Here is a 26690-nt window from a genome sequence, read left to right as displayed (position 1 = left end):
ATGAATATAAAAAAGCACATCGCATTTAGCGATGTGCTTTTTTTCAAGTGTATGACCCGTACGGGATTCGAACCCGTGTTACCGCCGTGAAAGGGCGGTGTCTTAACCACTTGACCAACGGGCCAATGGCTCCGAAGGCAGGACTCGAACCTGCGACCTGCCGGTTAACAGCCGGATGCTCTACCAACTGAGCTACTTCGGAAACATACTATGGTGGGCCTAAATGGACTCGAACCATCGACCTCACGCTTATCAGGCGTGCGCTCTAACCAGCTGAGCTATAGGCCCATAATATGGTGGGTTTGGACGGAATCGAACCGCCGACACTTAGAGCTTCAATCTAATGCTCTACCAACTGAGCTACAAACCCACAAAAAAATGGCGGTCCCGACCGGGATCGAACCGGCGATCTCCTGCGTGACAGGCAGGCATGTTAACCGCTACACCACGGGACCAACATATTGTTTAAAACTTATAAAATTAAAATGGAGGAGGTAGAGGGATTCGAACCCCCGCGCGGTGTTACCCGCCTGTCGGTTTTCAAGACCGATCCCTTCAGCCAGACTTGGGTATACCTCCAAAGGGAAAATGAAATATATGGTGGAGCCTAGCGGGATCGAACCGCTGACCTCCTGCGTGCAAGGCAGGCGCTCTCCCAGCTGAGCTAAGGCCCCATTGTAATGGTCGGAATGACAGGATTCGAACCTACGACCCCTTGGTCCCAAACCAAGTGCTCTACCAAGCTGAGCTACATTCCGATCTGTCATTTTAAAAATATATATGGCGCGCCCGACAGGAGTCGAACCCATAACCTTTTGATCCGTAGTCAAACGCTCTATCCAATTGAGCTACGGGCGCTAAAAATTTCTTTGTTTTAAAAAATGGTGCCGAGGGCCGGAATCGAACCGGCACGGTGATCACTCACCGCAGGATTTTAAGTCCTGTGCGTCTGCCAGTTCCGCCACCCCGGCATTTTGGAGCGGAAGACGAGGTTCGAACTCGCGACCCCCACCTTGGCAAGGTGGTGTTCTACCACTGAACTACTTCCGCAAAATGCTTAGAATTTTTTATTCTGACAGTATGTAAAATTATAAAAACTGGTGAGCCATGAAGGACTCGAACCTTCGACCCTCTGATTAAAAGTCAGATGCTCTACCGACTGAGCTAATGGCTCTCTAAAATGGTGCCGGCGAAAGGAGTCGAACCCTCGACCTACTGATTACAAGTCAGTTGCTCTACCAACTGAGCTACACCGGCATTTTAGAAATGGTGGAGGATGACGGGCTCGAACCGCCGACCCCCTGCTTGTAAGGCAGGTGCTCTCCCAGCTGAGCTAATCCTCCTGGGTAATAACCTAGCGACGTCCTACTCTCACAGGGGGAAACCCCCAACTACCATCGGCGCTAAAGAGCTTAACTTCTGTGTTCGGTATGGGAACAGGTGTGACCTCTTTGCCATCATCACTAGATTAATTTGAAAGAATTATTCTTTCAAAACTGGATAAACGGTTCATTGATTTTCGTAAACATGTGGTTAAGTCCTCGACCGATTAGTATTCGTCAGCTACATGTGTCGCCACACTTCCACCTCGAACCTATCTACCTGATCGTCTTTCAGGGGTCTTACTTACTTGCGTAATGGGAAATCTCATCTTGAGGGGGCTTCATGCTTAGATGCTTTCAGCACTTATCCCGTCCACACATAGCTACCCAGCGATGCCTTTGGCAAGACAACTGGTACACCAGCGGTGTGTCCATCCCGGTCCTCTCGTACTAAGGACAGCTCCTCTCAAATTTCCTACGCCCACGACGGATAGGGACCGAACTGTCTCACGACGTTCTGAACCCAGCTCGCGTACCGCTTTAATGGGCGAACAGCCCAACCCTTGGGACCGACTACAGCCCCAGGATGCGATGAGCCGACATCGAGGTGCCAAACCTCCCCGTCGATGTGGACTCTTGGGGGAGATAAGCCTGTTATCCCCGGGGTAGCTTTTATCCGTTGAGCGATGGCCCTTCCATGCGGAACCACCGGATCACTAAGCCCGTCTTTCGACCCTGCTCGACTTGTAGGTCTCGCAGTCAAGCTCCCTTATGCCTTTACACTCTACGAATGATTTCCAACCATTCTGAGGGAACCTTTGGGCGCCTCCGTTACCTTTTAGGAGGCGACCGCCCCAGTCAAACTGTCCGCCTGACACTGTCTCCTACCCCGCTAAGGGGCATGGGTTAGAAGTTCAATACAACCAGGGTAGTATCCCACCGACGCCTCCTTCGAAGCTGGCGCTCCGAGATCTCTGGCTCCTACCTATCCTGTACAAGTTGTACCAAAATTCAATATCAAGCTACAGTAAAGCTCCACGGGGTCTTTCCGTCCTGTCGCGGGTAACCTGCATCTTCACAGGTACTATAATTTCACCGAGTCTCTCGTTGAGACAGTGCCCAGATCGTTACGCCTTTCGTGCGGGTCGGAACTTACCCGACAAGGAATTTCGCTACCTTAGGACCGTTATAGTTACGGCCGCCGTTTACTGGGGCTTCAATTCGCAGCTTCGCTTGCGCTAACCACTCCTCTTAACCTTCCAGCACCGGGCAGGCGTCAGCCCCTATACGTCACCTTACGGTTTTGCAGAGACCTGTGTTTTTGCTAAACAGTCGCCTGGGCCTATTCACTGCGGCTCTCTCGGGCTATACACCCTACCAGAGCACCCCTTCTCCCGAAGTTACGGGGTCATTTTGCCGAGTTCCTTAACGAGAGTTCTCTCGCACACCTTAGGATTCTCTCCTCGACTACCTGTGTCGGTTTGCGGTACGGGTACCTCCCACCTCGATAGAGGCTTTTCTTGGCAGTGTGAGATCAGGAACTTCCTCCATACGGAGTCGTCATCACAGCTCAATGTTAAAGTACGCGGATTTGCCTACGCACACACCTTACTGCTTGAACAGAGACAACCAACGCTCTGCTTACCCTACCCTACTGCGTCCCCCCATTTCTCAAACGGTGGGGAGGTAGTACAGGAATATCAACCTGTTATCCATCGCCTACGCCTATCGGCCTCGGCTTAGGTCCCGACTAACCCTGAGCGGACGAGCCTTCCTCAGGAAACCTTAGTCATACGGTGCATGGGATTCTCACCCATGTTTCGCTACTCATACCGGCATTCTCACTTCTAAGCGCTCCACCAGTCCTTCCGGTCTGACTTCAACGCCCTTAGAACGCTCTCCTACCACGCATACCAATGGTATGCATCCACAGCTTCGGTGAATCGTTTAGCCCCGATACATTTTCGGCGCAGCGTCACTCGACCAGTGAGCTATTACGCACTCTTTAAATGATGGCTGCTTCTAAGCCAACATCCTGGTTGTCTAAGCAACGCCACATCCTTTTCCACTTAACGATTACTTTGGGACCTTAGCTGGTGGTCTGGGCTGTTTCCCTTTTGACTACGGATCTTATCACTCGCAGTCTGACTCCCGTGTATAAATATCCGGCATTCGGAGTTTGTCTGAATTCGGTAAAGCGAGATGCCCCCTAGTCCAAACAGTGCTCTACCTCCGGTATTCTCAATCACGAGGCTAGCCCTAAAGCTATTTCGGAGAGAACCAGCTATCTCCAAGTTCGATTGGAATTTCTCCGCTACCCACACCTCATCCCCGCACTTTTCAACGTGCGTGGGTTCGGACCTCCAGTAAGTGTTACCTCACCTTCATCCTGGACATGGGTAGATCACCTGGTTTCGGGTCTACGACCACGTACTAATTCGCCCTATTCAGACTCGCTTTCGCTGCGGCTCCGTCTTCTCAACTTAACCTCGCACGTAATCGTAACTCGCCGGTTCATTCTACAAAAGGCACGCTATCACCCATTAACGGGCTCTAACTACTTGTAGGCACACGGTTTCAGGTTCTATTTCACTCCCCTTCCGGGGTGCTTTTCACCTTTCCCTCACGGTACTGGTTCACTATCGGTCACTAGGTAGTATTTAGCCTTGGGAGATGGTCCTCCCGGATTCCGACGGAATTTCACGTGTTCCGCCGTACTCAGGATCCACTCTGGAGAGAATGACTTTTTGGCTACAGGGCTTTTACCTTCTCTTGCGGACCTTTCCAAGTCGCTTCGCCTAAATCATTCTTTTGTAACTCCGTATAGAGTGTCCTACAACCCCAAAGAGCAAGCTCTTTGGTTTGGGCTCTTCCCGTTTCGCTCGCCGCTACTCAGGGAATCGAATTTTCTTTCTGTTCCTGCAGGTACTTAGATGTTTCAGTTCCCTGCGTCTGTCCTCATCACGCTATGTATTCACGTGTAGATACTATCCGATTAAAGATAGTGGGTTCCCCCATTCGGAAATCCCCGGATCAAAGCTTACTTACAGCTCCCCGAGGCATATCGGTGTTAGTGCCGTCCTTCATCGACTCCTAGTGCCAAGGCATCCACCGTGCGCCCTTATTAACTTAACCAAAGTTAAACTTAAATCAGATGATTTAAGACTTTAAGGATCTTACACGATCAATTTCTTGATCTATTGTTTGTTTATTACTTATCAATGTCGTTTTATCCAGTTTTCAAAGAACAAAAAAATTGGTGGAGCCTAGCGGGATCGAACCGCTGACCTCCTGCGTGCAAGGCAGGCGCTCTCCCAGCTGAGCTAAGGCCCCAATATTATGATATAAGAGGTAATATAAAGAATTTATATGGTGGGCCTAAATGGACTCGAACCATCGACCTCACGCTTATCAGGCGTGCGCTCTAACCAGCTGAGCTATAGGCCCTCTTAGAAGATATAAAATTCATTCATAAACCTTCAAAACTGAACAGCAAACGTTAATGAGTATCTTCTCCAAGAGAAGATTTCCGAAAAATCCTTAGAAAGGAGGTGATCCAGCCGCACCTTCCGATACGGCTACCTTGTTACGACTTCACCCCAATCATCTATCCCACCTTCGGCGGCTGGCTCCATAAAGGTTACCTCACCGACTTCGGGTGTTACAAACTCTCGTGGTGTGACGGGCGGTGTGTACAAGGCCCGGGAACGTATTCACCGCGGCATGCTGATCCGCGATTACTAGCGATTCCGGCTTCATGTAGGCGAGTTGCAGCCTACAATCCGAACTGAGAACGGTTTTATCGGATTAGCTCCCCCTCGCGGGTTGGCAACCGTTTGTACCGTCCATTGTAGCACGTGTGTAGCCCAGGTCATAAGGGGCATGATGATTTGACGTCATCCCCACCTTCCTCCGGTTTATCACCGGCAGTCTCCTTAGAGTGCCCAACTAAATGATGGCAACTAAGAACAAGGGTTGCGCTCGTTGCGGGACTTAACCCAACATCTCACGACACGAGCTGACGACAACCATGCACCACCTGTCACCGTTGTCCCCGAAGGGAAAACTGTATCTCTACAGTGGTCAATGGGATGTCAAGACCTGGTAAGGTTCTTCGCGTTGCTTCGAATTAAACCACATGCTCCACCGCTTGTGCGGGCCCCCGTCAATTCCTTTGAGTTTCAGTCTTGCGACCGTACTCCCCAGGCGGAGTGCTTAATGCGTTAGCTGCAGCACTGAGGGGCGGAAACCCCCAACACTTAGCACTCATCGTTTACGGCGTGGACTACCAGGGTATCTAATCCTGTTTGCTCCCCACGCTTTCGCGCCTCAGTGTCAGTTACAGACCAGATAGTCGCCTTCGCCACTGGTGTTCCTCCAAATCTCTACGCATTTCACCGCTACACTTGGAATTCCACTATCCTCTTCTGCACTCAAGTTCCCCAGTTTCCAATGACCCTCCCCGGTTGAGCCGGGGCTTTCACATCAGACTTAAGGAACCACCTGCGCGCGCTTTACGCCCAATAATTCCGGACAACGCTTGCCACCTACGTATTACCGCGGCTGCTGGCACGTAGTTAGCCGTGGCTTTCTAACAAGGTACCGTCAAGGTAGCGCCAGTTACTACGCTACTTGTTCTTCCCTTGCAACAGAGTTTTACGAACCGAAATCCTTCTTCACTCACGCGGCGTTGCTCCATCAGACTTTCGTCCATTGTGGAAGATTCCCTACTGCTGCCTCCCGTAGGAGTCTGGGCCGTGTCTCAGTCCCAGTGTGGCCGATCACCCTCTCAGGTCGGCTACGCATCGTCGCCTTGGTGAGCCGTTACCTCACCAACTAGCTAATGCGCCGCGGGTCCATCCTATAGTGATAGCCGAAACCATCTTTCAACTTCCAACCATGTGGTTCAAAGTATTATCCGGTATTAGCTCCGGTTTCCCGAAGTTATCCCAGTCTATAGGGTAGGTTACCCACGTGTTACTCACCCGTCCGCCGCTAACGTCATTGGAGCAAGCTCCAAATCCATTCGCTCGACTTGCATGTATTAGGCACGCCGCCAGCGTTCGTCCTGAGCCAGGATCAAACTCTCCATAAAAGTAGTTTGAAAGCTCATTTGCTTTGCTAGCGATTCTAACAATTAAGTTAGAAATCTTTTTTGCTTCATTTAAGAAGCTATATTCATTAACGTTGCTTGTTCAGTTTTCAAGGTTCATGTTACATTCATTTCGCTTTGTTATCAACTTGCTGCTGACGACTATTAGAATATTACACCCCTTTTAAACAACCGTCAACAGTTTTTAATAACTTTTTTTGATTTATTTTTTTGATATTAGTTTCTACTTATATAAATGTTTATAAACTTTATTATTATTTTTAAGTGACTCAATTTTAATCGAACTATTTCATTCTTTTTTTGAAATATTCTCAACTTATTCTCTATTTCCACTATATAATTAAAATAAAAGGAGTGATTGATTTTGAAAGAGGCTTTTATTGATTATGTAAAGAAAATGCAAAACTACTCTGAGGCACTATCAGTAATTTATTGGGACATGCGTACGGGGGCACCTAAAAAAGGGTTGTCTCAACGCGCTGAGGTTATCGGGACATTGTCTGCTGAATTATTTGCACTGCAAACGAGCGAAGAACTTAGTAACCTATTAAAGCAACTGGAACAAGAAGAATTAGATTTTGTAACGCTTCGCTTATTTGAAGAAGTGAAAAAAAGATATGACGAATCTAAGAACATTCCCGCTGATGAATTTAAAGCGTATACGATTTTGCAGGCGAAATCAGAGGCCGCTTGGGAAGAAGCGAAGGCTGCTTCTGATTTCCAAATTTTCTTACCTTACTTAAAAGAAATTATTGACTATCAAAAGCGATTTGTTAGTTATTGGGGTATCAAAAATGGTTCGCCCTACAATACATTACTCGATAAATACGAGCCAGATATGACGACAGACGTGCTAGATCAGTTATTTGATGAGTTAAAGGCTACGATCATCCCATTAGTAAAAGCAATTGAAGCTTCACCAAACAAACCAGATACTTCGATGCTTTTCAAACACTTCCCTAAAGCTGGGCAACATGCCGCTTCACTCGAACTATTAGAACAACTCGGTTATGACTTCGAGGCTGGTCGTTTAGATGAAACCGTACATCCATTTATGATTGGTTTGAATAGTGGCGATATTCGTGTTACAACAAAATACGATGAATCAGACTTCCGCTCTGCTGTATTCGGAACAATCCACGAATGCGGGCATGCTGTATATGAACAAAATATAGACCCTAAATTAAATGGCTTACCGCTTTCCACTGGTGCTTCGATGGGCATACACGAATCGCAATCACTATTTTATGAAAATATTATTGGACGTAACGAAAATTTCTGGAAACATAACTTTTCCATTTTACAAAAACATTCGCCAGAGCAGTTTGGTCACGTTGACGTCGTAGAATTTTTAAAGGCAATCAATTTCTCAGAGCCCTCATTCATCCGTATTGAGGCTGATGAATTGACGTACCCACTACACATTATGATTCGTTATGAAATTGAACGTGAAATTTTTAATGGGGATTTGCAAGCAGAAGATTTACCACGCGTTTGGAACGATAAGTACGAAGAATATTTAGGTATTCGCCCTGAAAATGATGCTCAAGGGGTACTACAGGATACACACTGGAGCGGTGGTAGCTTTGGTTACTTCCCTAGCTATGCTTTAGGATTCATGTATGCAGCGCAGTGGAAACATGCCATGGATCGAGACATTCCTAACTTCGACGAGCTTCTTAGTCGCGGGGAATTAGCACCAATTAAAAATTGGTTAACCGAAAAAGTACATCAATACGGCGCATTGAAAAAGCCAAATGAACTTATTTTAGAAGGTACTGGCGAAGCTTTAAGCGCTTCTTATTTAGCCAATTACTTAAAAGAAAAATATACAGCGTTATACCAGCTTTAATCGTGAAAGTCGCTCATTACTTGGGCGGCTTTTTTAGTGCATATACAAGGAAACTCATCATGTCAGTTATTTGGATGTGATATACGTTTTGCTACCATTTTTTCTTTATTAACCATAAAAAAAGCCGCTACAAAAATAGAGCGGAAAAAGGAGGAGTTTTACGGAAAATAGAATTTATCTAAAAAAAGTCCCCTTCATACACTAGAGTCCTAAATATGAAAGGGTAAAAAGTGGAGAAACCTATAGAATATCTTCGTAGTGAGCATTTCCCCTACTACTTGGATAACCTATTTAAAGTTATACCGAACAAAGGTTAAAATTAGGTTAAAATTTTTAATAAATCTCTTAAAAAATTTCTTCTTAATGAAAATATCCCCTTATTTTATCTTCAGATTTCTAAAGCAAATGAAATAGCACTCATTATGATCGCTTCCCTCCTCTAATACTCTATGTATCAAGAAAATAACTACCTTAAACTATTTTTTTCTTACTTCTTCGTAACAACAGTTTTCTAATCACTAACTATGATATTGTAATTCAGTTAGTATTTTGTAAAAAAATGGGGAGGAATGTTTTACATGTTCCAATTTAAAACTATTCGTATGAATATATTATTTGCATTTTCAATCGTTATTATTATCGTTGCGGCCTATTCCACTTACAATTTTATCCACACATCAACTAGTGCGAATCAAACCGACTTAATTGTGAATGAGGAGCTTCAACTATTAACAATCGATAATGATATAGCACAAACAATGGCACTACGCATTGCAGCTGTCCGTGGTTATGTTCTTTCCGGTAAACCCGAATACAAAACGGTTTTTACCGAAAACATGGAGCTAGCGAGCGAACAAGGCGCGAAGTTGCGTGAAATAACAAGCTCCGATACATACGAAAAATATCATAAAATGGAGGAAGAATGGAACACATACATTCAAACATCTGTTTTTTCGGTATATGATGCTGGTGATACGGAGCTCGCTATAAAAAATTTAGTAGCAATGGATAGCACAGCTACTGAAATTCGTTTAGGCTTTAAAGATTTAGCCACGAATCGTACAGAAAAAATTAATTCAACAGGTCAGACTATGATTGATTCAAATGAGACAGCGAAATGGGTTACTGTCATTTTAGGTTTGCTAACGGTCATTTTATCGATTCTTATCGCAAGTATTAGCGCAACAAAGATTTCAAAAAGTGTCGTAACGGTTACCACACGCATGAAAAATATTGCGCAAGGTGATTTTAGTGAACCTTTACTTGAAGTTCGTACAAAAGATGAAATTGCACAACTTACAGAAGCAACAAACACTGTCGTGAAAACAATGAATCGTATGTTAAAAGATATTCAAGTAACATCAAATGAAGTAGCAGCACATAGTGAGGATTTAACGCAATCTGCAGTAGAAGTAAAGTCTGGTACAGAACAAGTTTCGACAACAGTTGCGGAAATTGCGAGTGGTACGGAATCACAAGCGAGTAATGCCGCAGATGTAGCTTCAACAATGAGTGACTTCTCAACGAAAATGAGCGATGTTAATAAACGCAATAAACAAATTCAAGGTGCTTCATCCAATGTTTTGGCCCTAACTTCTGAAGGTCAAAGTCTTATGAACGCCTCTACGCAACAAATGACGACAATTGATACAATCGTTAAAGATGCTGTCATCAAAGTAGAACAATTAGGCAAAGAAACACAAGAGATTTCACAAATTGTCCAGGTCATTCATGCCATTGCCGATCAAACAAATTTACTTTCTTTGAATGCAGCAATTGAAGCGGCACGAGCTGGTGAACACGGAAAAGGTTTCGCCGTTGTTGCCGATGAGGTACGTAAGTTAGCAGATCAAGTAACATATTCTGTTGGTGGTATTACGACAATTGTTGAACGTATTTTAACTGGTTCAAACCTTGTAATGACTTCATTAGAATCTGGCTACAAAGAGGTTGAACGTGGTACATCTCAGATTGCCATGACTGGTGATACTTTCACAAAAATCTCGCATGCACTTAACGAAATGTCTTTACATATTTCCGATATGTCTAGCAAATTAGAAGATGTCGTTGCCAATACTGCGACAATTAACCACGCAGTCGATGAAATTGCAGCCGTTTCACAGCAATCTGCTGCTGGTATTGAGGAAACATCCGCTACAGTGGAACAAGTAACAGGCTCGATGGATGAAATTTCTAGCAGCGCTGCAACCTTAGCACATATGGCAGAAAACTTAAATGCTAATGTTCGCCAATTTAAACTGTTTAATGCTTAAACATAAAACCCCTGTAATTCGTCTTATTACGAATTACAGGGGTTATTTTATCCATTACACCTAGGCATAGTTGCGAACAGATTTTTTTCGAATCCCCTTGAAAAATCCCTCTTAAAATCTGTGACATCTACCGGGGCTTTAACTTGATTCAGCTGGAGCAAGTTATAATAATTTTTGTAATAACTGATAGCCTAAGCCTTTAAATGCAATATCTAATACCGATGCAATCGCGATAACTGCCACAACTGCAATATACAATCCTTTTTTCCCTTTCATAATATCCTCCAAACACTTTTCTTACGTCTATCATAGGTGATTATTGAAGAAAATCCTAGAATTTTGTTACTGAAAGTCTACTACACCTCATTTATCAATAACTTTTCTCACATCAGTATGTAATTGTCACAAAAATTTTTAAATCTCGAACAATAAATTGCCTTATAATGGAATTATATATAAATAAAAAGTACTATAAACCACCGTGAACCTGGAGGGAATATCTGGATGGAAAAACAGAAAAAAGCGTTTAAAGTCTCAATTAACTTTAAATTAGGCTTCGCATTTTTAATTGCATTACTTATTCCTACGTTACTTATTGCTTTTACTTCCTACTTTTCTGCAAAAAATGAAATTGAAGCAAAAATTAATTCTAGCGGACTGCAAAGTGTTTCATCTGTTGATGCGTTCATTGACAAACATGTGTCACCTATTATTAGTGATGTCGAATACTTTTCGAGCTTTTTCAAACAATCAGACTGGGACACTGAACGCGAATGGGACCCTATTTTAACAATGATGGAACAGTATTTCGAGACAAGCGAAGGGATTGTTTCGTCGTTTGTAGGAACAAAAAATGGTGATATGATTCAATACCCTGACTTAGGGCTTATGAACGACCCTAATTTTGACCCCCGTACACGTGCATGGTATCAAAACGCGGAGGCAAATCCTGGACAGTATGTAATTGCTACACCTCACCAATCTGCCTCAACTGGCGATTGGGTTGTAACTGTATCGAAGCAACTTGAAGATGGGAGCGGTGTTTATGCCGTAAACTTAGGAATGGATGCGCTATTTGAAATCGTTAATGGTATTCAAGTCGGCGAACAAGGCTATCCATTTTTAATGACATCAAGTAAAACCATTATTGCCCACCCTACTTTAGAAGGTGGTTCAGATGTATCAAAAGAAACTTGGGCTAATGAAATGCTCACTACAGAAAACAACTCATTTGATTATGTATTTGAGGGTTCAGACAAAAAAATGTACGTTGCAACAAATGAGTTAACAGGTTGGAAAATTGGAGGAACTATATTTAATAGCGAAATTATTCAAGCAACTGCTCCAATCTTAAAAACGACGCTTTATGTAGTTATTGTTGCTCTTGTGATTTTAGGGATTTTCTTACTTATTATCATTCGTTCTATTACAAAGCCGTTAAAACAAATTTCAACAGCTGCCGTTGTGATGAGCTCGGGTGATTTACGTACAACGTTAACAATCGATAAGAGCGATGAAATTGGTATTTTAAGTCGTTCATTTACTAAAATGAGTGACATGATTTCATCAATTATCAAGCATATTCACGAGCAATCTTCAGTCATTTCTGCTTCCTCTGAAGAATTAGCAGCCACACTTGCAGAAAATCGAAAAACCTCCGAGCAAATTGCTTTAGCGATGAACGATGTGCAAGATGGTTTTGAAAAGCAAACACAAAAATTAACAAAGAGCTTTAAATCTTTGCGAAAAGTATCGAATAACATTCACTCCATCGAGGATAATACGGCACTTGTAACATCCAGTGCACAAAATGCAGTAAGTGCTGCCGAAGTTGGTCATAATATCGTGATTTCAACCCAGCAACAAATGGCCAATATTGAAGATACATTTAACCGTCTTTCATCAGATATCGGTACAGTCAATACATATGCCAATGAAATCAATGAAATTGTTAACGTCATTACATCCATTGCTGATCAGACAAATTTACTTGCCCTTAACGCTTCTATTGAGGCTGCACGTGCAGGTGAACATGGTAAAGGATTCGCAGTCGTAGCCGATGAAGTACGTAAACTTGCTGAACAAACGAACCATTCTTCGATTCAAGTAAAAGAAATTATTACAGCGATTCAACGCGAATCATCAAAATCAGTAGCGTCGATGAACGATAGCTTAGGTGAGGTTTCAAAAGGTTTAGAAATGTTCGCACAAACTGAAACAAACTTCCAGCAAGTAAAACAATATATCGAAAACATTACTGAGCAGCTTGTTGACATTCAAGACCGTGCACATTCAATCGCTCGTGACAGTGATTTTGTTGTTGGCGATATTCAAGTTGTTGAGGACATCTCGGGCAACTCACAAAGCCTGTTACAAGCTGTAGCCACATCTACAGAAGCACAACTATGCTCAATTGAAGAAATTTCTGCAACAGCAGAAGCATTAGAGACAATTGTGGATGAGTTATTAACTGAGGTAAGCGTGTTTAAAACTAACTAAACGAATTAAAAAGTGAGCGCAAAGGGAGTGTTCCAGAATTACTTCTCGGACACTCCCTTTGTCATTTCATTTTTTCGATAAAGTGCTTCAACAGTCTTGCCGTTAAGCCCCAAATTGTATAATTTCCGTGCTCGTAAAACCATTCTTCCATACGGTTGGCACGCCATTGATAGTTTTCCCCATTCACAATTTTATCGTATGGGAAGTCTGCAGGAGGCTTTGGTTCCATTGGAACATAATGAACATACGGTTCATGCGTCATTAACCAGTTGAGTGGCACCATAAATAGCTCCTCTACTTCGTCACGATTATAATGATTCAGCTCTGCCTCCTCAATAACCCCAATAAATGGATACACAACAAAGGCAGGCGAGGTTACAAACGGGCTTAAATGGCCTATTAGCTGAATAGATTGTGGGTCAATGCCAAGCTCCTCTTGTGTTTCACGCAGTGCAGCAGCTAACGGTGATGCGTCTGAATCATCGATTTTGCCCCCTGGAAAGCTAATATCCCCTGGTTGTTTACGCATCGTTAACGCACGCACTTCAAATAGTACATACCACTCACCATTTTTTTCGACAAGTGGAATAAGCACCGCCGAACGAAAGGCTGTTTCCTCCCCTAAAAACAGTGGCTGTGGTTTCTCCAGCTGTCCTTTCAATTTTTCTAAAAACATATATTTTCCCTCACTTTAAGACAATTACTGCCTTTATCGTAACACGAAAGCTTGTTATTTGGTGCAATGTATATTCCCCCTTCGCACGCAACATCCTTTTGTTGCATATGCTACTTACAAAATCGACAAGAAAAGGATGACTACATGACTAGGCTGCGCCTTGCCTTTTTAAGTGCACTATTATTATTAGTTTTAGTTGGCTGTGGAGACAAAGAGTTACAAAGCGTAAAGGTTGGCGAAGTGACACGTTCAATTTTTTATGCACCTCTTTATGCTGCCATTGAAAAGGATTATTTTGAAAAGCACGGCCTTCAAATTGAGCTTACAACCATTCCAGGCGGCGATAAAACTATGACAGCATTATTATCTGACGGCATTGATATTGCGTTAATTGGTGCGGAAACATCGGTTTATGTGGACGGCCAACACCCAAATGATCCGATTGTTAACTTCGCTCAACTTACGCAGACAGATGGTACGTTTTTAGTAGCACGCGACCAAAACAGCGAATTTTCATGGGATGCATTAAAGGGCAGCACGTTTTTAGGGCAGCGGGTTGGTGGAATGCCGCAAATGGCCGGGGAGTTTGTATTGAAGAAAAATGGCATTAATCCACAGCAGGATTTAACGCTGATTCAAAATATTGATTTTGCGAATATCGCCAATGCCTTTGCTTCTGGAACGGGCGATTACGTACAGTTATTCGAGCCAACCGCGAGCATCTTTGAACAGCAAGGAATCGGGAAAATTGTTGCTTCGTTTGGTGAAGAGCTTGGCGCAATTCCATATACAGGCTTTATGACAAAAGAAAGTACGTTAAAAGCAGATGACTTTATTACGAACTTTACAAAGGCCCTATATGAAGCACAGCAATGGGTGTATGAAGCACCTGCTAAAGACGTTGCACAAGCAATATCTCCGTACTTTGAAGACACAGATCTTGCACTAATTGAGCAAGTGGTTGAACGCTATCGTGCTCAAAAATCCTATGCCGAAAATCCTATCATAGATGAGGATGAATTCCAAAATTTACTCGATGTAATGACAGAGGCGGGTACGTTAGACCACGATGTACAATATAGCAAGCTCGTCAATCGTTCCATTGCCGATCAGGTTGTGAAGTAAATGACCTTTTTACAAGTAAACGATGTATCACATCATTTTTTTGCGGATGAAGCCGTTACGACAGCTCTTCGCGATATTCATCTTACTTTGCATGAAGGCGAGTTCGTGTCATTTTTAGGTCCTAGTGGCTGCGGAAAGTCTACGCTACTCTCTATTATTGCGGGCTTACTTACACCTACAGAAGGAACACTTCAATTTAGGCACGATTCACCTGAAATCGGCTATATGCTACAGCAAGACTTTTTATTTCCATGGAAAACGATTGAGGACAATGTGGCACTGGGGCTGACGATTTTAAAACGGCAGCCTTCTACCATTGTCGATGATCTATTGGAAAACTTTGAACTCAGTCACACGAAAAAGCTCTACCCAACGCAACTATCTGGCGGGATGCGTCAGCGTATTGCACTTGCCCGTACACTGGCAGTCAATCCCTCACTACTGTTGCTTGATGAACCGTTTTCAGCGCTTGATTATCGTTCGAAATTAATGCTTGAAGACTTTGTCGCTAAAACATTACAAAATTATAAAACGACGACCATTTTAGTAACGCATGATATTAGTGAAGCGATTGCCATGAGTGATAAAATTTTCATCTTTAGTCCGCGACCGGGCACCATTACCCAATGCTTTATCGTACCTGAGGCGCTACGACAATTATCTCCCCTTGAAGCACGTAATGCCCCACCGTTCCAACAAATATTTCAGCAAATTTGGAAGGAGCTTGAGCGCGATGAACCTTGACCTACTGCAACAGCAATTTCAAAGCGCTCGTCGCCGGCACAAGCAAAAAATCTTGCTCCTTCAATTGTGCTTACTTGTAGGGCTGTTGCTATGCTGGCAACTAGCCACACAGTTTCGAATACTAGACCCACTTATTTTTAGTAGTCCCCAAGCTGTTGCGAGTCTGTTTATCACAAAGCTATCAGATGGCACCCTTCTACCTCATGTAGGCATTACTTTATTTGAAACGATTATTGGCTTTTTGCTCGGCACCCTTTGTGGTACAGTGCTTGCTATTTTTCTTTGGGCATCCAAAACAGCTGCTGCTGTGCTTGACCCGTATTTAGTTGTGTTAAATGCGATGCCGAAAGTCGCTATTGGACCTATGATTCTCGTTATTTTCGGTCCAAATATGCTGGCTGTAATCGTCATGGGGGTATTAATTTCTGTTATTATTTCGACGATTGTTATTTTTTCTGCCTTTTTACAGGTCAATGAAAACTATGTAAAGGTCATGCAGCTTTTTCATGCATCAAAATACGAAACGTTTCGCCATGTCGTGTTGCCGGCTTCGATGCCGACCATTATTTCGACTTTGAAGGTCAATGTAGGCTTATCTTGGGTTGGGGTCATTGTTGGTGAGTTCTTAGTATCATCAAAGGGTTTAGGGTATTTAATTATTTCCGGGTTTCAGGTGTTCAATTTTACGCTCGTATTTTTAGCGCTTGTTATGATTCTTATCATCGCGACATTGATGTATAAATTGGTGGAGCTAACCGAGCGTAAGATTTTAGGGAAATAAAAACCGCACTTCCTTTTGAAAAGTGCGGTTTTTACTATTGCGTAGATTGCCCATTCTCATCAAAAAATGAAAGGTTATAGCTTGATAGCTAGGACAAACCTAATTTCATAAGGCAATATACAAAAAATCGAAATTGCATGACTTAGCTTCGATTTTTTGTGCGGGCTGAAACTAATTCTGTCCAAGCCTCTGTTAAGGCAGATTATTTTAATTGTCAAAATAATTAGCTGTTATTTTATAAGTTAAAATCAATCCCAAAAATGATATAAGGGGCGGCTGATTTGATAAATTCCTCTGGCGAAATCTGATCACTATTTCTTCGCCACTCTACAGAAGCTCCATATACGCCCCAGCTTAATATGACTGCCATATTTTTTAGGGCTCCATCCTCTTCCTTTTTATGTTGTTTTAACAACAGTTTATAAAAAACGACTTCGAGCTGATCTCTAATAATCCGAGCAATAGTATCTTCATATCCTCTATGGCAGCGATTAGATAAGGACTCTTGAAAATTAGTAATCGCTAAAAAAATATGGACAAAAACTTCTTCATTTAGTTCATGATTCTCGTAAATATCATAATTCAAATTGACTAACAATACTTCTGATAAGACCTTCTCTAGTAAGTCATAGATATCTTCAAAATGATAATAAAAAGTTGCCCGATTAATCATGGCTTCTGTCGTAATATCTTTTATCGTAATATTTTTAAATTCCTTTTTTCCAGAAAGTTCAATGAAAGAATCCATAATTAATTTGCGCGTACGCAGAACTCGAGGATCGGTCTTTGGTTGATCCACTTATTATCCCTCCTACTTTTTATACATATTTATCAATCTGTTGTAAAAACGACAAATCTATAAAACTATTGGTATTGGTGATGTTCATTATGGCTTATGATTCAATTGTAAGGCAAATTTCACATTGTGTCCGTGAAAAGAAAGCAAATAGGAATGAGGGAAACGAAATTGAAGAACAACAATCAGATGATTTGTGACTTAGAAACAGGTGTATGTGGGACAGTTGAAGAAGCAGAAATGGGGATGATTGATTTTAATCATCCAAAAAAAACAATCAATTTGTATTATGTAACTGATCCTATTTGTTCTCATTGTTGGGCAATTGAACCTGTTCTTCGTCGTTTTGTAGAGCAGTATGGAGATTATTTTAATTTCCATACTGTGATGGGTGGTTTGCTGGAAAAATGGCATGACGGACCAATTGATCCTGCAAATGGAATTTATAAACCAGCCGACGTTGCTGGTCATTGGAGAGAAGTTGGAGAATATTCTAGAATGCCAATTGATGGTACTTTAATGATTGATAATCCAGTTCAATCATCCTACCCACCCTCTCGTGTAATTAAAGTAATCCAAAAAAATCATAATGATGAAATAGCATATGAATATTTGCGCCGTGCAAGAGAAGCCCTTTTCGCATTTAATCAAAATATTTCAGATAAACTCGTTATGATTGAAATCGTAAATAAACTTGGTCTTGATGGAGAAGCTATTGTAAATGAAGCTGAACAACCAATCGGACAACAGTTATTAAATGAAGATTTTGCTCTAGCTAGAAGCTTAGGTGCCCGAGGTTTTCCTACTATTATCCTGATCAATGAGGAAAATAAAGGTATCAAAATTGTTGGCGGCCGTCCCCTTGAATCCTATGTAGACGCATTAAAGCAAGTTTTAAAAAAGGAGGAACTAGTGCCAAAACCTCAACCATCTCTTGCTAGTTTATTAGAAAAAGAAAAACTTCTATTTTCTAAGGAAATTGAAGTTATGTATAATATCGAGAAATCAGATATTCAAAATTTTGTTAAAAAAGAACTTCCACCTAATTGTTACCAAATGAAGGAAGTTTTAGGGGAAGCCTATTTTATAACGGCTAAATAAACAAAAGGAGAAAAATTATGGCATACTTATTACAAGTCGATTTTAAAATGAATGGACCATTCGGAGATGAAATGGCAAATGCGTTTACTGATTTAGCAAAAAGTATCAACGAAGAAGACGGAATGACATGGAAAATTTGGACAGAGAATCCCGAAACAAATGAAGCCGGTGGGATTTACATTTTTGAAACTAAAGAAACGGCTAAAAAATATTTAGATATGCACTCTAAACGATTAGCTGGATTTGGCGTAAAAGACGTCAACGCAAAAATCTTTTCTATCAACTCTAAACTTACCGAGATTAATAAAGGACCGGTAAATACAAAATAAACCTGTGAAATTTTATTATTTACATTTATAGCTTTTTTACAATCTAAAATGAAAATGAAAGCGAGTAGCTCAATTGCTACTCGTTTTCTTGTTAAATCATCAGGCATGTCAAAAATAATTTATTAAGAAAAGTAAAAGTTTGCCCTAAAATTAAGGCAAACTTCTATTTTCATCATTTCTCTTTTCCTAAATACACAAACTTGCGCAGCAGCCATTCCACAGGGCCAATCGAAAAGCGCTGTAAATATAGACGTGAGCCAACAAGCTGCAAGCCGTAAACAATAAGCGCCAATACGAGCCCCAGTGCTACGCCAAGCTTGCCAAAATAGCCGAAGCCATAGCCGTAAAAAATCGTTGTACAAATAATCGATTGCAATAAATAATTGGATAACGACAAACGCCCTACACTTGCAAATCTATGCATGATCTTATGATCTTTTAGCTTGATAAATAGTAATGTAAACAACGCGATATAACCGATTGCCAGTGCATACGTACCAAAGCCATAAATAAGTGTGCCAACTGGATGCTCCCAAACGAGGAATGCCTTACATAATAATCCGACTGGCACAAGCCATGTAACACGTTTCAGAAGACGCTGCTTTTGCTCAATATCGTTAAACAAATCTACCTTTGCAGCCGCCATCCCAAGTAAAATAAAGGACCCTACCGCGAAAAAGGCCATCACCGCAACGAGAATAAAGCCAATCGCTAGACCAACTATCCAAAAAATAAGACCAAATTCATCATCACCAAGACCAATACGATGTTGCATAACCTCTAAATACGTGCCACTTGAAAAAATAACGGCTGCCTTGTCAGCTTCCTCCGCAAATAGCGCCAATAAATTTTCTTTAAGAAACATCGATGGCAGCATAATCCCTGCTAAAATCCCCGACCAAACAAGCCATGTTTTTACCTGACGTTTTAAGAAAAATAAAATAATCATTATGAGTGCCGCGCCATATGTAAGTAAAATATCGCCATCCCAAACGAATGCGATATGCAAAGCTCCTAAAACAACAAGCCCAATCGCCCGACGCCAAAGTGGTCCTCTTGCATTGAGCTCACGCTTTTCCAGTGAACCTACAAATAAAATAATGCCATAGCCAAATAAAAAGCCGAAAATCGGATAAACCGAAGCCTCTACCGCAATTTTTGTGAAATAAAAGGCAGCCTGATCCCACCAAGTAGTCGGCTCTATCTCCTCTTTTGTTATTGTGCCATATTGAAAATACAGCATATTTGCAATTAAAATACCAAGCAATGAAAAGCCACGTAAGCTATCTAGTACTTCCATTCGTTTCTTCATCACACACCTCCATTTATTGTATACGGCTAGGTGTAGGATAGAGTTTCAAAATCATTAGATTAAAATATTATATTGCGCTTATAATAGCCTTTAACCCCTCATCTATAAACGGTATACCGTCCTCACAATCTTCTAGCATAATTGAAAATATATAGTCTTTCCCACTCGCACCTGTCGCGTAACCCGATAAGCAGTGCACCTCATGAATATAGCCTGTTTTTGCAAATATTTTGCCCGTAAATTCCGGCTCTAAAAAGCGGTCTTTCAATGTGCCACCGATTAAACGATCTTCGTTCCCGCCAACCGGTAAGGATGCAAAGAACACCTCAAAATACGGCTCTTTTTGCAGCTCAAATAATAGCTGTGAAATGCCATTTGAATGCAGGCGAATACCATGCGAAAGTCCCGAGCCATCAACGAATTGCCATGTTGAAAAATCAATATTTTTTCGCATTAAGTAGTCATTCACAACAAGTAAACCTGACTCATAATCACCAACACCATGCTGCAATTCCCCAAGCGTTTTGACAACAATATCGGCAATGCTATTGTTGCTAAGCTTCATAAAAATCGAAAATAACTCCGCAACTGTACGCGATTCATGTGTGTAAATAAGCTCCGCGCTTTCCGTAACTTTCCCAACTGTAACTGGCTGAGCATGTGTGAACTGAATGCCCTTTTGCTCACAAAGCACCTTGAAAAATTCCAAAGTATTGACTGTTGGATTTTGTAATGATACCCATACTTTCGCACTTTCACCTTGTGGAATAGCACCCGTCATTACAATATGATTGGTACCATTTAACCGACGGATTTCTAATGTGTTCTCCGCGCCACTTTCTACAGTTGTCGCTTCGTTTGTAATTTCATGGCCACTTAAATGTGGAATCACGGTAAATGTTGGCGGCTCCCCAACTGACTGTGACTCTGCTGTCACTATAATTGTACTCGCATCAAAATCATCATTTGGTGACATCGTAATCGGCGAAATACGCGCACCGTAATAATGTGTTTCCCCTTCATCATCCACACCCGGTGGCAATGTATCCCCTGTGAAATAACTATCATCGCCGATTAGTTGCTCATTGATGGATTGAATACCTTTTTGCCATAACATATCCGCAAAATGTCGCAGTGTTGCTTCGTTAATCGTTGGATCACCATAACCCTTCACATAGAGATTCCCGTTTAACATGCCATCTCCAAGTTCTCCATCAATATACAGCTCCGTTTGAAAGCGATAATCTAAGCCCAACTCCTCTAAAGCGGCTGCACCTGAAATAATTTTCATGTTCGAGGCTGGGCGCATTAAATGCTCCCCTCGATATGCGTATAAAATATCCCCTGTTGCGCGGTCACGTAATGTAAACGTTGCCCTATCTTTCCCTAAACTTTGTTCAACCGCTTGATCAAGTGCTGCTACTGCTTGTGGTGTGAGTACTACTGCTTGAATTTCTCCCATTTGCCATATCCCCTTTGAAATATTTTGAATTTACTGTAAATTTATTGTAGCAGAAAAATAAATTTGGGTGTTAGGTGGAAATGGATTTTACGAGCACTTTTAACTGTAAACTAGAAATTTTAAACAATAGCTGATCATTTTATATATTAGTCTTTCTATCCTCCTACTTTTACTTTGGATATCTATTATTTATTGGGGGTACACTACAATCATCAAGTACCTATCAACTTCAATACAAATAGTAGGGTGGACGAGTTATGAAAAATAGTTGGAATATTTTCAAGTCAGACATTCGAAATATAAGCAGGAATTGGGTGGCTGCAATTCTTATAGGAGGTTTAGTCTTCCTACCTTCTTTATATGCATGGCTTAACATTTATGCTTCTTGGGACCCTTATGCTAAAACTGATCAGCTTCCTGTAGCGATTGTAAACGAAGATGCAGGAGCAAACGTGCGGGGGGAACAGTTAAACGTTGGAAATGAACTAATCGATACATTAAAAAACAATCAAGATATGAAGTGGTCTTTTACTTCTCGAAAAGATGCGATGAAAAAAGTTGAATATGGTGATTATTTTGCAGTCATCATTATCCCAGAAAACTTTTCCGAAAAGTTAGCTTCTATCGTTTCAGGTAACCCCCAAAAGGCGGATATCGAATACTATGTAAATGAAAAAATTAACTCCATTGCGCCTAAAATAACGGAACAAGGAGCAACGGTTATTGTTCAAGAAGTTAGCAGTCAATTCATCTCAAATGTGAATGGCGTCATTTTTAACGTCTTTAATGATTTAGGCATTGAAATAGAAAGCTACCTACCAGATATTCATAACTTTGAAAACTATGTATTCAAAATGGAACAAGAATTGCCTACAATCCACAAATTACTGACGGATGTCCAAAAAGACGCCTCTTCCGCACAGAAAATTGTCACGCAGGCTAATTTAATGGTTCCTCGTGCCGAACAAATAACGACTGAAGGTTTGAATCACATTGGAAAAACAATCGATTTCTTGACGAAAGCACAAAGTCGTTTAAATGAACTCGCCCCTACAATTGAAAATGATTTGGATAAAGTATCAAAGATTTCAAAAAGTACAAATGAATTTCTTCAAAAAGTTCAAAACGCCGATTTGGATTTTACCGAGTTGGATCGAGTAAAGGTGGACCTCGACAACAAAATAACCTCCAATATCCAAACTATCGACTCGATCAGGAAGGACCTTGATTGGTTAAAAGAATTATCCAATAGCTCGAACGAATCGAGTTTGGAAGAAAACAACGTAGCACAACAAACAAAACTAGATCAGGCAATTGACAAAACGAACAAATTGAAAGTTTTTTTACAAGAAACGCAAACGAATACGCGTACAATCAATTCACTTGTAAAAGATAAAGAACAACAAATGCAAAAAATATTGAGTGATTTACAAAAAATAGCTCAGAATACAACCGTCCAACTGGATGCCTTTATAAACGAATACAAAAACTCAATTGAACCAACTGTTCTTTCCGAAGTAGCCAATGCAAAAAAGACCTTAGGAAATGCCAAAGAAATGCTGTCCAATATTCAGTCCAATTTACCGGAAGTCACGCGTATTCTAAATAGTACAGCCGCGCATCTTAAAGAGGGAAAATCAACATTGGATCATGCATTGATACAATATCCATATATATATGACAAAGTGAAACAGCTAGCAGATAAAATACGAAAAGTTCAGGGGGAAACAAATCTCAATGAAATAATCCAGTTACTCCGCAATGATCCACAAGCGGAACGTAGCTTCTTTGAAGAGCCGATCGTCTTGAATGAAAACAAACTTTTCCCTATCGCAAATTACGGAACAGGTATGACTCCTTTTTATACCGTTCTAGCTATATGGGTAGGTTGTTTGCTTCTTATCTCACTTCTTGCTACAGATGCCAACCATGAAAATAATGTAAGCGAACGTGCGGTATATTTCGGTCGATTGTTTACATTCTCTGCGATTGGACTTTTCCAAGCATTGATTGTAACAATAGGCGACATTGTTCTATTAGGTGTGGATGTTAAAAATTCATTCTGGTTTATAGTGTTCGGATTTCTTATTAGTTTCGTTTTCATGTCCATTGTTTACACGCTTGTGTCCGTTTTTGGCGATATAGGAAAAGCGTTTGCAATTATTATGCTTGTCTTGCAAATTGCAGGGGCAGGCGGTACCTATCCAGTCGTTCTTTTACCAGAGTTTTTTCAGTTAATCAACCCTGCACTTCCTTTTACGTATGCAGTAGATATTATGCGTGAAGCTGTAGGCGGTATCGTCTGGCAGAGAGCATTACGAGATGCTTCTTTCCTTTTGCTCTTTAGTGCAGCATTTTTACTATTCGGCACCTTCTTTAAAGAAAAGATAAACCGGAAAACAAAGCTACTGCTTAAAAAGTCGCGAGAATCCGGATTATTTCATTGAGCCGAACCCTTACATCATACATTTTCATGAAGTTACCTCCCAACATTTATAATTAAACTTACTTTCTCTATTCATTAACAAAGGAGGTGTCCCAGAATCACTTCTCGGACACCCCCTTCGTTATACTATTCGTTTGAAATTTTCGGTAAATAAATCATTACCTTAAATAAATCGCCATCTACTTGAACTAAAAATTTTCCGTGCTGGATATGGATTAGGCTTTCCGCAATCGACAACCCTAATCCGCTTCCTTGGCTCGTTCTCGATTCATCCCCTCGCTTAAAGCGCTCCATTAGCTCATCGGCTGAAATATTTAACTCATATGCTGAAATGTTTTTAAATGTCACACCTATTTCGTTCCCTAAATCCTCCACATCGATATATACCCTTGAGGCAGGCTGTGCGTATTTAAAAATATTCGAGAATAAGTTTTCAACGGCACGCCATAGCAATTTCCCATCCGCGTTCACATACACCTTTTCTATTGGATAGGCTAATTTAAAATCTAATGCCGACGCTTCAATTTTTTCATCCATTTCCCCGATTCCCTGCGTTAGCAAAGATACGATGTCAATCCGTTCTATTTGAACAGGCATACTTCCACTTGACGCTTTCGCCGCTTCAAATAAATCATCCGTTAAATGCTGGAGCCTTTTTGACTTTTGATCTAACACGTCTATATATTCCGCCATTTTTTCAGGATCCGTTTCGATTTTTAATAAATCGACATACGTAATAATGGACGTTAATGGCGTTCGAATATCATGCGAAACATTCGTAATGAGCTCTGTTTTTAAACGCTCGCTCTTAATTTCACTATCTACCGACTTTTTTAGCCCATCCGTAATACGATTAATATTTGTTGCAAGTTGGCTAATCTCCCCTTTGCCATCTACTTCAATTCGATGGTGAAGATCTCCATTTTTAATTTTCTCTACGCCCTCTTTAATGCGGTTAAACGACTTCACTTTTTTAAGCGCATACCAAGCTGCAAGACCAATCGTAAGCGGGAATATGAAAAATGTTGCCGCAACTACTACTGGATAACCAATAACTAGTAGCACAGTTTTCACACCGATACTTCCACTATCAAAGACATTTTTCACCGCAAGAAAGACCTTTTTAAGCAGTTGATAAATAAGTGTATGCGAAAGTAATGTTCGATTTTTAATATGCTTTACGAGCGATAAAACCATCAATAATGCGATACTAAAAATAGGTACTGAAAGAAGCATGTACATATCACGGAACACTTCCACAAGCATGATGATCCACCACGTTGTTAAAGAAACGGCGATCACGATATTGAGATCATTATAAAGTTTGTCAATGACATTCAAATGAATTTCTTTATCTTTAAATGACGTTCTTCCAATAACTATAATTAAATAAATGAAAGTTAAAATAAATCCTGCTAAAAATACAATGAATTCATTAAGTAAATTTTTAGCAATTCCTTTATCTTTTTCCCATTCCTGTATTTTTTGTTGTAAGGAAGATTCTTTAAACGCCACATAAATGACATCCGTTTGTGGATTCAGCCTTTCAACTTCATGAGTAAAGTAACCTACGTAACCACTTTCTTTCGCTTCATTTGGGACAATCTTTTGTTGATAATCCTCAAATAGCATATAGGTATTATAATCCTCAAATTGCTCTTTCTTATTGAGTCCACTATTAGAAAATACTTGTTCACCGTTACTCGCATAATAGATAATCCCTTTATTTGATTCTAATGTGCTGAGTAACTGGTAAAATTCTCTTAACTGCTCTCTCATGCTTTCGTCTTTTTTACGATTTATGTCATCTGCATATTTTTCTTGATATATACGAGTATTTTCCGCTTCACTCAAATTGTCATTATATCTGTATGAATAACGGAAATCATTATATAAATTTTCTTCGATTACTCTTATCTCTTCTTCAGTTAGTGTCTTCCCGCTTAAAATATGTTCTTCACTTTTATATTTTCCGATTAATTGCGCTAAAGGGGCAATAATTTCATAACTTTCATCAGCGAATGCTCGGCTTTCAAGATAACTATCTTGATTTATACTACTAAGATGAACCTCATTTACTTCCATGTCGATAACTGCCTTCACTGCACCGGTTAAACAAACGACGGCAAGTAAAAACACAACCACTTTCGTAAATAGTGCATGACTAATATTTCTCAATTTTATATCCCACTCCCCATACAACTTTTAAATACTTCGGCTCTTTCGGGTTAATTTCAATTTTTTCTCGAATCTTTCGGATATGGACTGCCACCGTATTTTCTGGATTCACAGCCCTTTCATTCCAAACCTTTTCATAAATCTCTTCAATTGTGAAAACTTTTCCCGCATTTGCTGTGAGGAGCTTTACAATTTTATACTGTACCGGTGTTAAATGAACCTCTTCTTTATCCACCGTAATGACTTTCTGTTCGTCATCAATCGTAAGCCCGCCTGATTGAAATACATGATTACTCACTTCAAGACTGCCAAATGTCGTATACCTTCTGAGCTGCGATTTCACTCTTGCCATCAGTTCTAACGGATTAAACGGCTTACCCATATAATCATCTGCGCCAATATTTAGTCCGAGAATTTTATCATGATCCTCCGACTTTGCAGAAAGCATAATTAACGGAATCATATTCTCTTGTCGAATTTTCATCGTTGCCGTAATCCCATCCATTTTCGGCATCATAATATCCATAATAATGAGGTGAATCACGTGGTCTCGAATCAGATCGATTGCCTCCAGCCCATTATAAGCTTTGAACACTTGATATCCTTCATTTTCTAAATAAATGCTAATCGCCCTTACAATTTCTTTATCATCATCACAAATTAAAATATTCAATTCCATTC

General features: G+C 40.9%; 15 protein-coding genes, 16 tRNA genes and 3 rRNA genes. 9 read left to right on the top strand and 25 right to left on the bottom strand.

The window, feature by feature from the left end:
* Positions 1-52 precede the first annotated feature (52 nt).
* The 19 genes from O7776_RS01145 to O7776_RS01055 form a co-directional block, all read right to left on the bottom strand.
* Positions 53-124: transfer RNA gene (locus O7776_RS01145), tRNA-Glu, on the bottom strand.
* Between the two features lie 2 nt (positions 125-126).
* A tRNA-Asn gene (locus tag O7776_RS01140) sits at positions 127-202 on the bottom strand.
* Positions 203-211: 9 nt separating this feature from the next.
* Positions 212-288 (bottom strand) — tRNA-Ile (locus O7776_RS01135).
* A 6-nt stretch (positions 289-294) separates the two neighbouring features.
* Positions 295-370, bottom strand: a tRNA-Phe gene (locus O7776_RS01130).
* A gap of 9 nt (positions 371-379) precedes the next feature.
* Positions 380-455 (bottom strand) — tRNA-Asp (locus O7776_RS01125).
* A 31-nt stretch (positions 456-486) separates the two neighbouring features.
* Positions 487-579: transfer RNA gene (locus tag O7776_RS01120), tRNA-Ser, on the bottom strand.
* A gap of 19 nt (positions 580-598) precedes the next feature.
* Positions 599-674: transfer RNA gene (locus tag O7776_RS01115), tRNA-Ala, on the bottom strand.
* Positions 675-681: 7 nt separating this feature from the next.
* Positions 682-758 (bottom strand) — tRNA-Pro (locus tag O7776_RS01110).
* A 23-nt stretch (positions 759-781) separates the two neighbouring features.
* A tRNA-Arg gene (locus O7776_RS01105) sits at positions 782-858 on the bottom strand.
* A 24-nt stretch (positions 859-882) separates the two neighbouring features.
* A tRNA-Leu gene (locus O7776_RS01100) sits at positions 883-971 on the bottom strand.
* Between the two features lie 4 nt (positions 972-975).
* Positions 976-1050, bottom strand: a tRNA-Gly gene (locus O7776_RS01095).
* 48 nt (positions 1051-1098) lie between these two features.
* Positions 1099-1174: transfer RNA gene (locus O7776_RS01090), tRNA-Lys, on the bottom strand.
* Between the two features lie 7 nt (positions 1175-1181).
* Positions 1182-1257 (bottom strand) — tRNA-Thr (locus O7776_RS01085).
* A 10-nt stretch (positions 1258-1267) separates the two neighbouring features.
* Positions 1268-1343: transfer RNA gene (locus O7776_RS01080), tRNA-Val, on the bottom strand.
* 9 nt (positions 1344-1352) lie between these two features.
* A 5S ribosomal RNA gene (rrf, locus tag O7776_RS01075) occupies positions 1353-1468 on the bottom strand.
* Positions 1469-1529: 61 nt separating this feature from the next.
* Positions 1530-4457 (bottom strand): 23S ribosomal RNA (locus O7776_RS01070).
* Between the two features lie 122 nt (positions 4458-4579).
* Positions 4580-4655: transfer RNA gene (locus O7776_RS01065), tRNA-Ala, on the bottom strand.
* Between the two features lie 37 nt (positions 4656-4692).
* A tRNA-Ile gene (locus tag O7776_RS01060) sits at positions 4693-4769 on the bottom strand.
* A gap of 97 nt (positions 4770-4866) precedes the next feature.
* Positions 4867-6417 (bottom strand): 16S ribosomal RNA (locus O7776_RS01055).
* The 16S, 23S and 5S rRNA genes sit together here with 16 tRNA genes alongside, the layout of an rRNA operon.
* Before the next feature lie 376 nt (positions 6418-6793).
* Here O7776_RS01055 and O7776_RS01050 point away from each other — a divergent pair.
* The 3 genes from O7776_RS01050 to O7776_RS01040 all read left to right on the top strand — a co-directional run bounded on the left by O7776_RS01050 (position 6794) and on the right by O7776_RS01040 (position 13059).
* The gene (locus O7776_RS01050; protein ID WP_420802143.1) at positions 6794-8287 is read left to right on the top strand and encodes a carboxypeptidase M32; all 1494 of its coding nucleotides are present in this window, start codon (positions 6794-6796) and stop codon (positions 8285-8287) included.
* A 578-nt stretch (positions 8288-8865) separates the two neighbouring features.
* Entirely contained in the window at positions 8866-10560 is a 1695-nt protein-coding gene (locus O7776_RS01045; protein WP_274308832.1) for a methyl-accepting chemotaxis protein, read from the top strand.
* Between the two features lie 504 nt (positions 10561-11064).
* Positions 11065-13059 carry a methyl-accepting chemotaxis protein gene (locus O7776_RS01040; protein WP_274308831.1) on the top strand — a complete coding sequence of 665 codons (1995 nt, stop codon included), beginning with the start codon at positions 11065-11067 and terminating at the stop codon, positions 13057-13059.
* A 61-nt stretch (positions 13060-13120) separates the two neighbouring features.
* Here O7776_RS01040 and O7776_RS01035 read toward each other — a convergent pair whose 3' ends face one another.
* Positions 13121-13735 (bottom strand): NUDIX hydrolase, encoded by a 615-nt coding sequence (locus O7776_RS01035; RefSeq protein ID WP_274308830.1) that lies wholly within the window; start codon positions 13733-13735, stop codon positions 13121-13123.
* 144 nt (positions 13736-13879) lie between these two features.
* On the opposite strand from O7776_RS01035, the gene O7776_RS01030 reads away from it, so the two are divergent.
* From O7776_RS01030 to O7776_RS01020, 3 genes are read left to right on the top strand one after another with little or no spacing between them, the layout of a single operon-like run.
* Positions 13880-14860: an ABC transporter substrate-binding protein gene (locus O7776_RS01030; RefSeq protein ID WP_274308829.1), complete on the top strand. Its 981-nt coding sequence runs from the start codon at positions 13880-13882 to the stop codon at positions 14858-14860.
* Complete coding sequence (locus tag O7776_RS01025; RefSeq protein ID WP_274308827.1) at positions 14861-15604, top strand: ABC transporter ATP-binding protein; 744 nt, start codon at positions 14861-14863, stop codon at positions 15602-15604.
* The gene (locus O7776_RS01020; RefSeq protein ID WP_274308826.1) at positions 15594-16385 is read left to right on the top strand and encodes an ABC transporter permease; all 792 of its coding nucleotides are present in this window, start codon (positions 15594-15596) and stop codon (positions 16383-16385) included. The genes O7776_RS01025 and O7776_RS01020 overlap by 11 nt, the downstream gene beginning before the upstream one ends.
* Positions 16386-16620: 235 nt before the next feature.
* Here O7776_RS01020 and O7776_RS01015 read toward each other — a convergent pair whose 3' ends face one another.
* Positions 16621-17184, bottom strand: coding sequence for a TetR/AcrR family transcriptional regulator (locus tag O7776_RS01015; protein WP_274308825.1), 564 nt, complete (start codon positions 17182-17184; stop codon positions 16621-16623).
* A gap of 153 nt (positions 17185-17337) precedes the next feature.
* Between O7776_RS01015 and O7776_RS01010 the strand changes: the two genes are divergently transcribed.
* Together O7776_RS01010 and O7776_RS01005 are read left to right on the top strand one after the other, a co-directional pair.
* A complete protein-coding gene (locus tag O7776_RS01010; RefSeq protein WP_274308824.1) occupies positions 17338-18282 on the top strand; it encodes a DsbA family protein in 945 nt (314 codons plus the stop codon).
* Positions 18283-18299: 17 nt separating this feature from the next.
* The gene (locus tag O7776_RS01005; RefSeq protein ID WP_274308823.1) at positions 18300-18611 is read left to right on the top strand and encodes a monooxygenase; all 312 of its coding nucleotides are present in this window, start codon (positions 18300-18302) and stop codon (positions 18609-18611) included.
* A 172-nt stretch (positions 18612-18783) separates the two neighbouring features.
* On the opposite strand, the gene O7776_RS01000 is transcribed toward O7776_RS01005, so the two are convergent.
* Both O7776_RS01000 and dacB read right to left on the bottom strand, forming a co-directional pair.
* Positions 18784-19923, bottom strand: coding sequence for a DUF418 domain-containing protein (locus O7776_RS01000; protein ID WP_274308822.1), 1140 nt, complete (start codon positions 19921-19923; stop codon positions 18784-18786).
* A 67-nt stretch (positions 19924-19990) separates the two neighbouring features.
* The gene (gene dacB, locus O7776_RS00995) at positions 19991-21385 is read right to left on the bottom strand and encodes a D-alanyl-D-alanine carboxypeptidase/D-alanyl-D-alanine endopeptidase (RefSeq protein WP_274308821.1); all 1395 of its coding nucleotides are present in this window, start codon (positions 21383-21385) and stop codon (positions 19991-19993) included.
* A 257-nt stretch (positions 21386-21642) separates the two neighbouring features.
* Between dacB and O7776_RS00990 the strand changes: the two genes are divergently transcribed.
* Positions 21643-23832, top strand: a complete 2190-nt coding sequence (locus O7776_RS00990) for a YhgE/Pip domain-containing protein (RefSeq protein WP_274308820.1) — start codon at positions 21643-21645, stop codon at positions 23830-23832.
* 125 nt (positions 23833-23957) lie between these two features.
* On the opposite strand, the gene O7776_RS00985 is transcribed toward O7776_RS00990, so the two are convergent.
* Positions 23958-26009 (bottom strand): HAMP domain-containing sensor histidine kinase, encoded by a 2052-nt coding sequence (locus tag O7776_RS00985; protein WP_274308819.1) that lies wholly within the window; start codon positions 26007-26009, stop codon positions 23958-23960.
* A complete protein-coding gene (locus O7776_RS00980) occupies positions 25996-26688 on the bottom strand; it encodes a response regulator transcription factor (RefSeq protein ID WP_274308818.1) in 693 nt (230 codons plus the stop codon). Before O7776_RS00980 ends, O7776_RS00985 begins: the two co-directional genes overlap by 14 nt.
* Between the last annotated feature and the right edge of the window lie 2 nt (positions 26689-26690).

The organism is Solibacillus daqui (assembly GCF_028747805.1).
Classification (GTDB): domain Bacteria; phylum Bacillota; class Bacilli; order Bacillales_A; family Planococcaceae; genus Solibacillus; species Solibacillus daqui.
The sequence above is the reverse complement of the archived record's forward strand: the minus strand, read 5'-3'. Positions and strand labels throughout refer to the sequence as shown.

What these genes read in the sequence shown, in the direction of transcription:
- O7776_RS01045 (WP_274308832.1), top strand. Translation starts at nt 8,866, where the DNA reads ATGTTCCAATTTAAAACTATTCGTATGAATATATTATTTGCATTTTCA.
- O7776_RS01040 (WP_274308831.1), top strand. Translation starts at nt 11,065, where the DNA reads ATGGAAAAACAGAAAAAAGCGTTTAAAGTCTCAATTAACTTTAAATTA.
- O7776_RS01035 (WP_274308830.1), bottom strand. Translation starts at nt 13,735, where the DNA reads ATGTTTTTAGAAAAATTGAAAGGACAGCTGGAGAAACCACAGCCACTG.
- O7776_RS01030 (WP_274308829.1), top strand. Translation starts at nt 13,880, where the DNA reads ATGACTAGGCTGCGCCTTGCCTTTTTAAGTGCACTATTATTATTAGTT.
- O7776_RS01025 (WP_274308827.1), top strand. Translation starts at nt 14,861, where the DNA reads ATGACCTTTTTACAAGTAAACGATGTATCACATCATTTTTTTGCGGAT.
- O7776_RS01020 (WP_274308826.1), top strand. Translation starts at nt 15,594, where the DNA reads ATGAACCTTGACCTACTGCAACAGCAATTTCAAAGCGCTCGTCGCCGG.
- O7776_RS01010 (WP_274308824.1), top strand. Translation starts at nt 17,338, where the DNA reads ATGAGGGAAACGAAATTGAAGAACAACAATCAGATGATTTGTGACTTA.
- O7776_RS01005 (WP_274308823.1), top strand. Translation starts at nt 18,300, where the DNA reads ATGGCATACTTATTACAAGTCGATTTTAAAATGAATGGACCATTCGGA.
- O7776_RS01000 (WP_274308822.1), bottom strand. Translation starts at nt 19,923, where the DNA reads ATGAAGAAACGAATGGAAGTACTAGATAGCTTACGTGGCTTTTCATTG.
- dacB (WP_274308821.1), bottom strand. Translation starts at nt 21,385, where the DNA reads ATGGGAGAAATTCAAGCAGTAGTACTCACACCACAAGCAGTAGCAGCA.
- O7776_RS00990 (WP_274308820.1), top strand. Translation starts at nt 21,643, where the DNA reads ATGAAAAATAGTTGGAATATTTTCAAGTCAGACATTCGAAATATAAGC.
- O7776_RS00980 (WP_274308818.1), bottom strand. Translation starts at nt 26,688, where the DNA reads ATGGAATTGAATATTTTAATTTGTGATGATGATAAAGAAATTGTAAGG.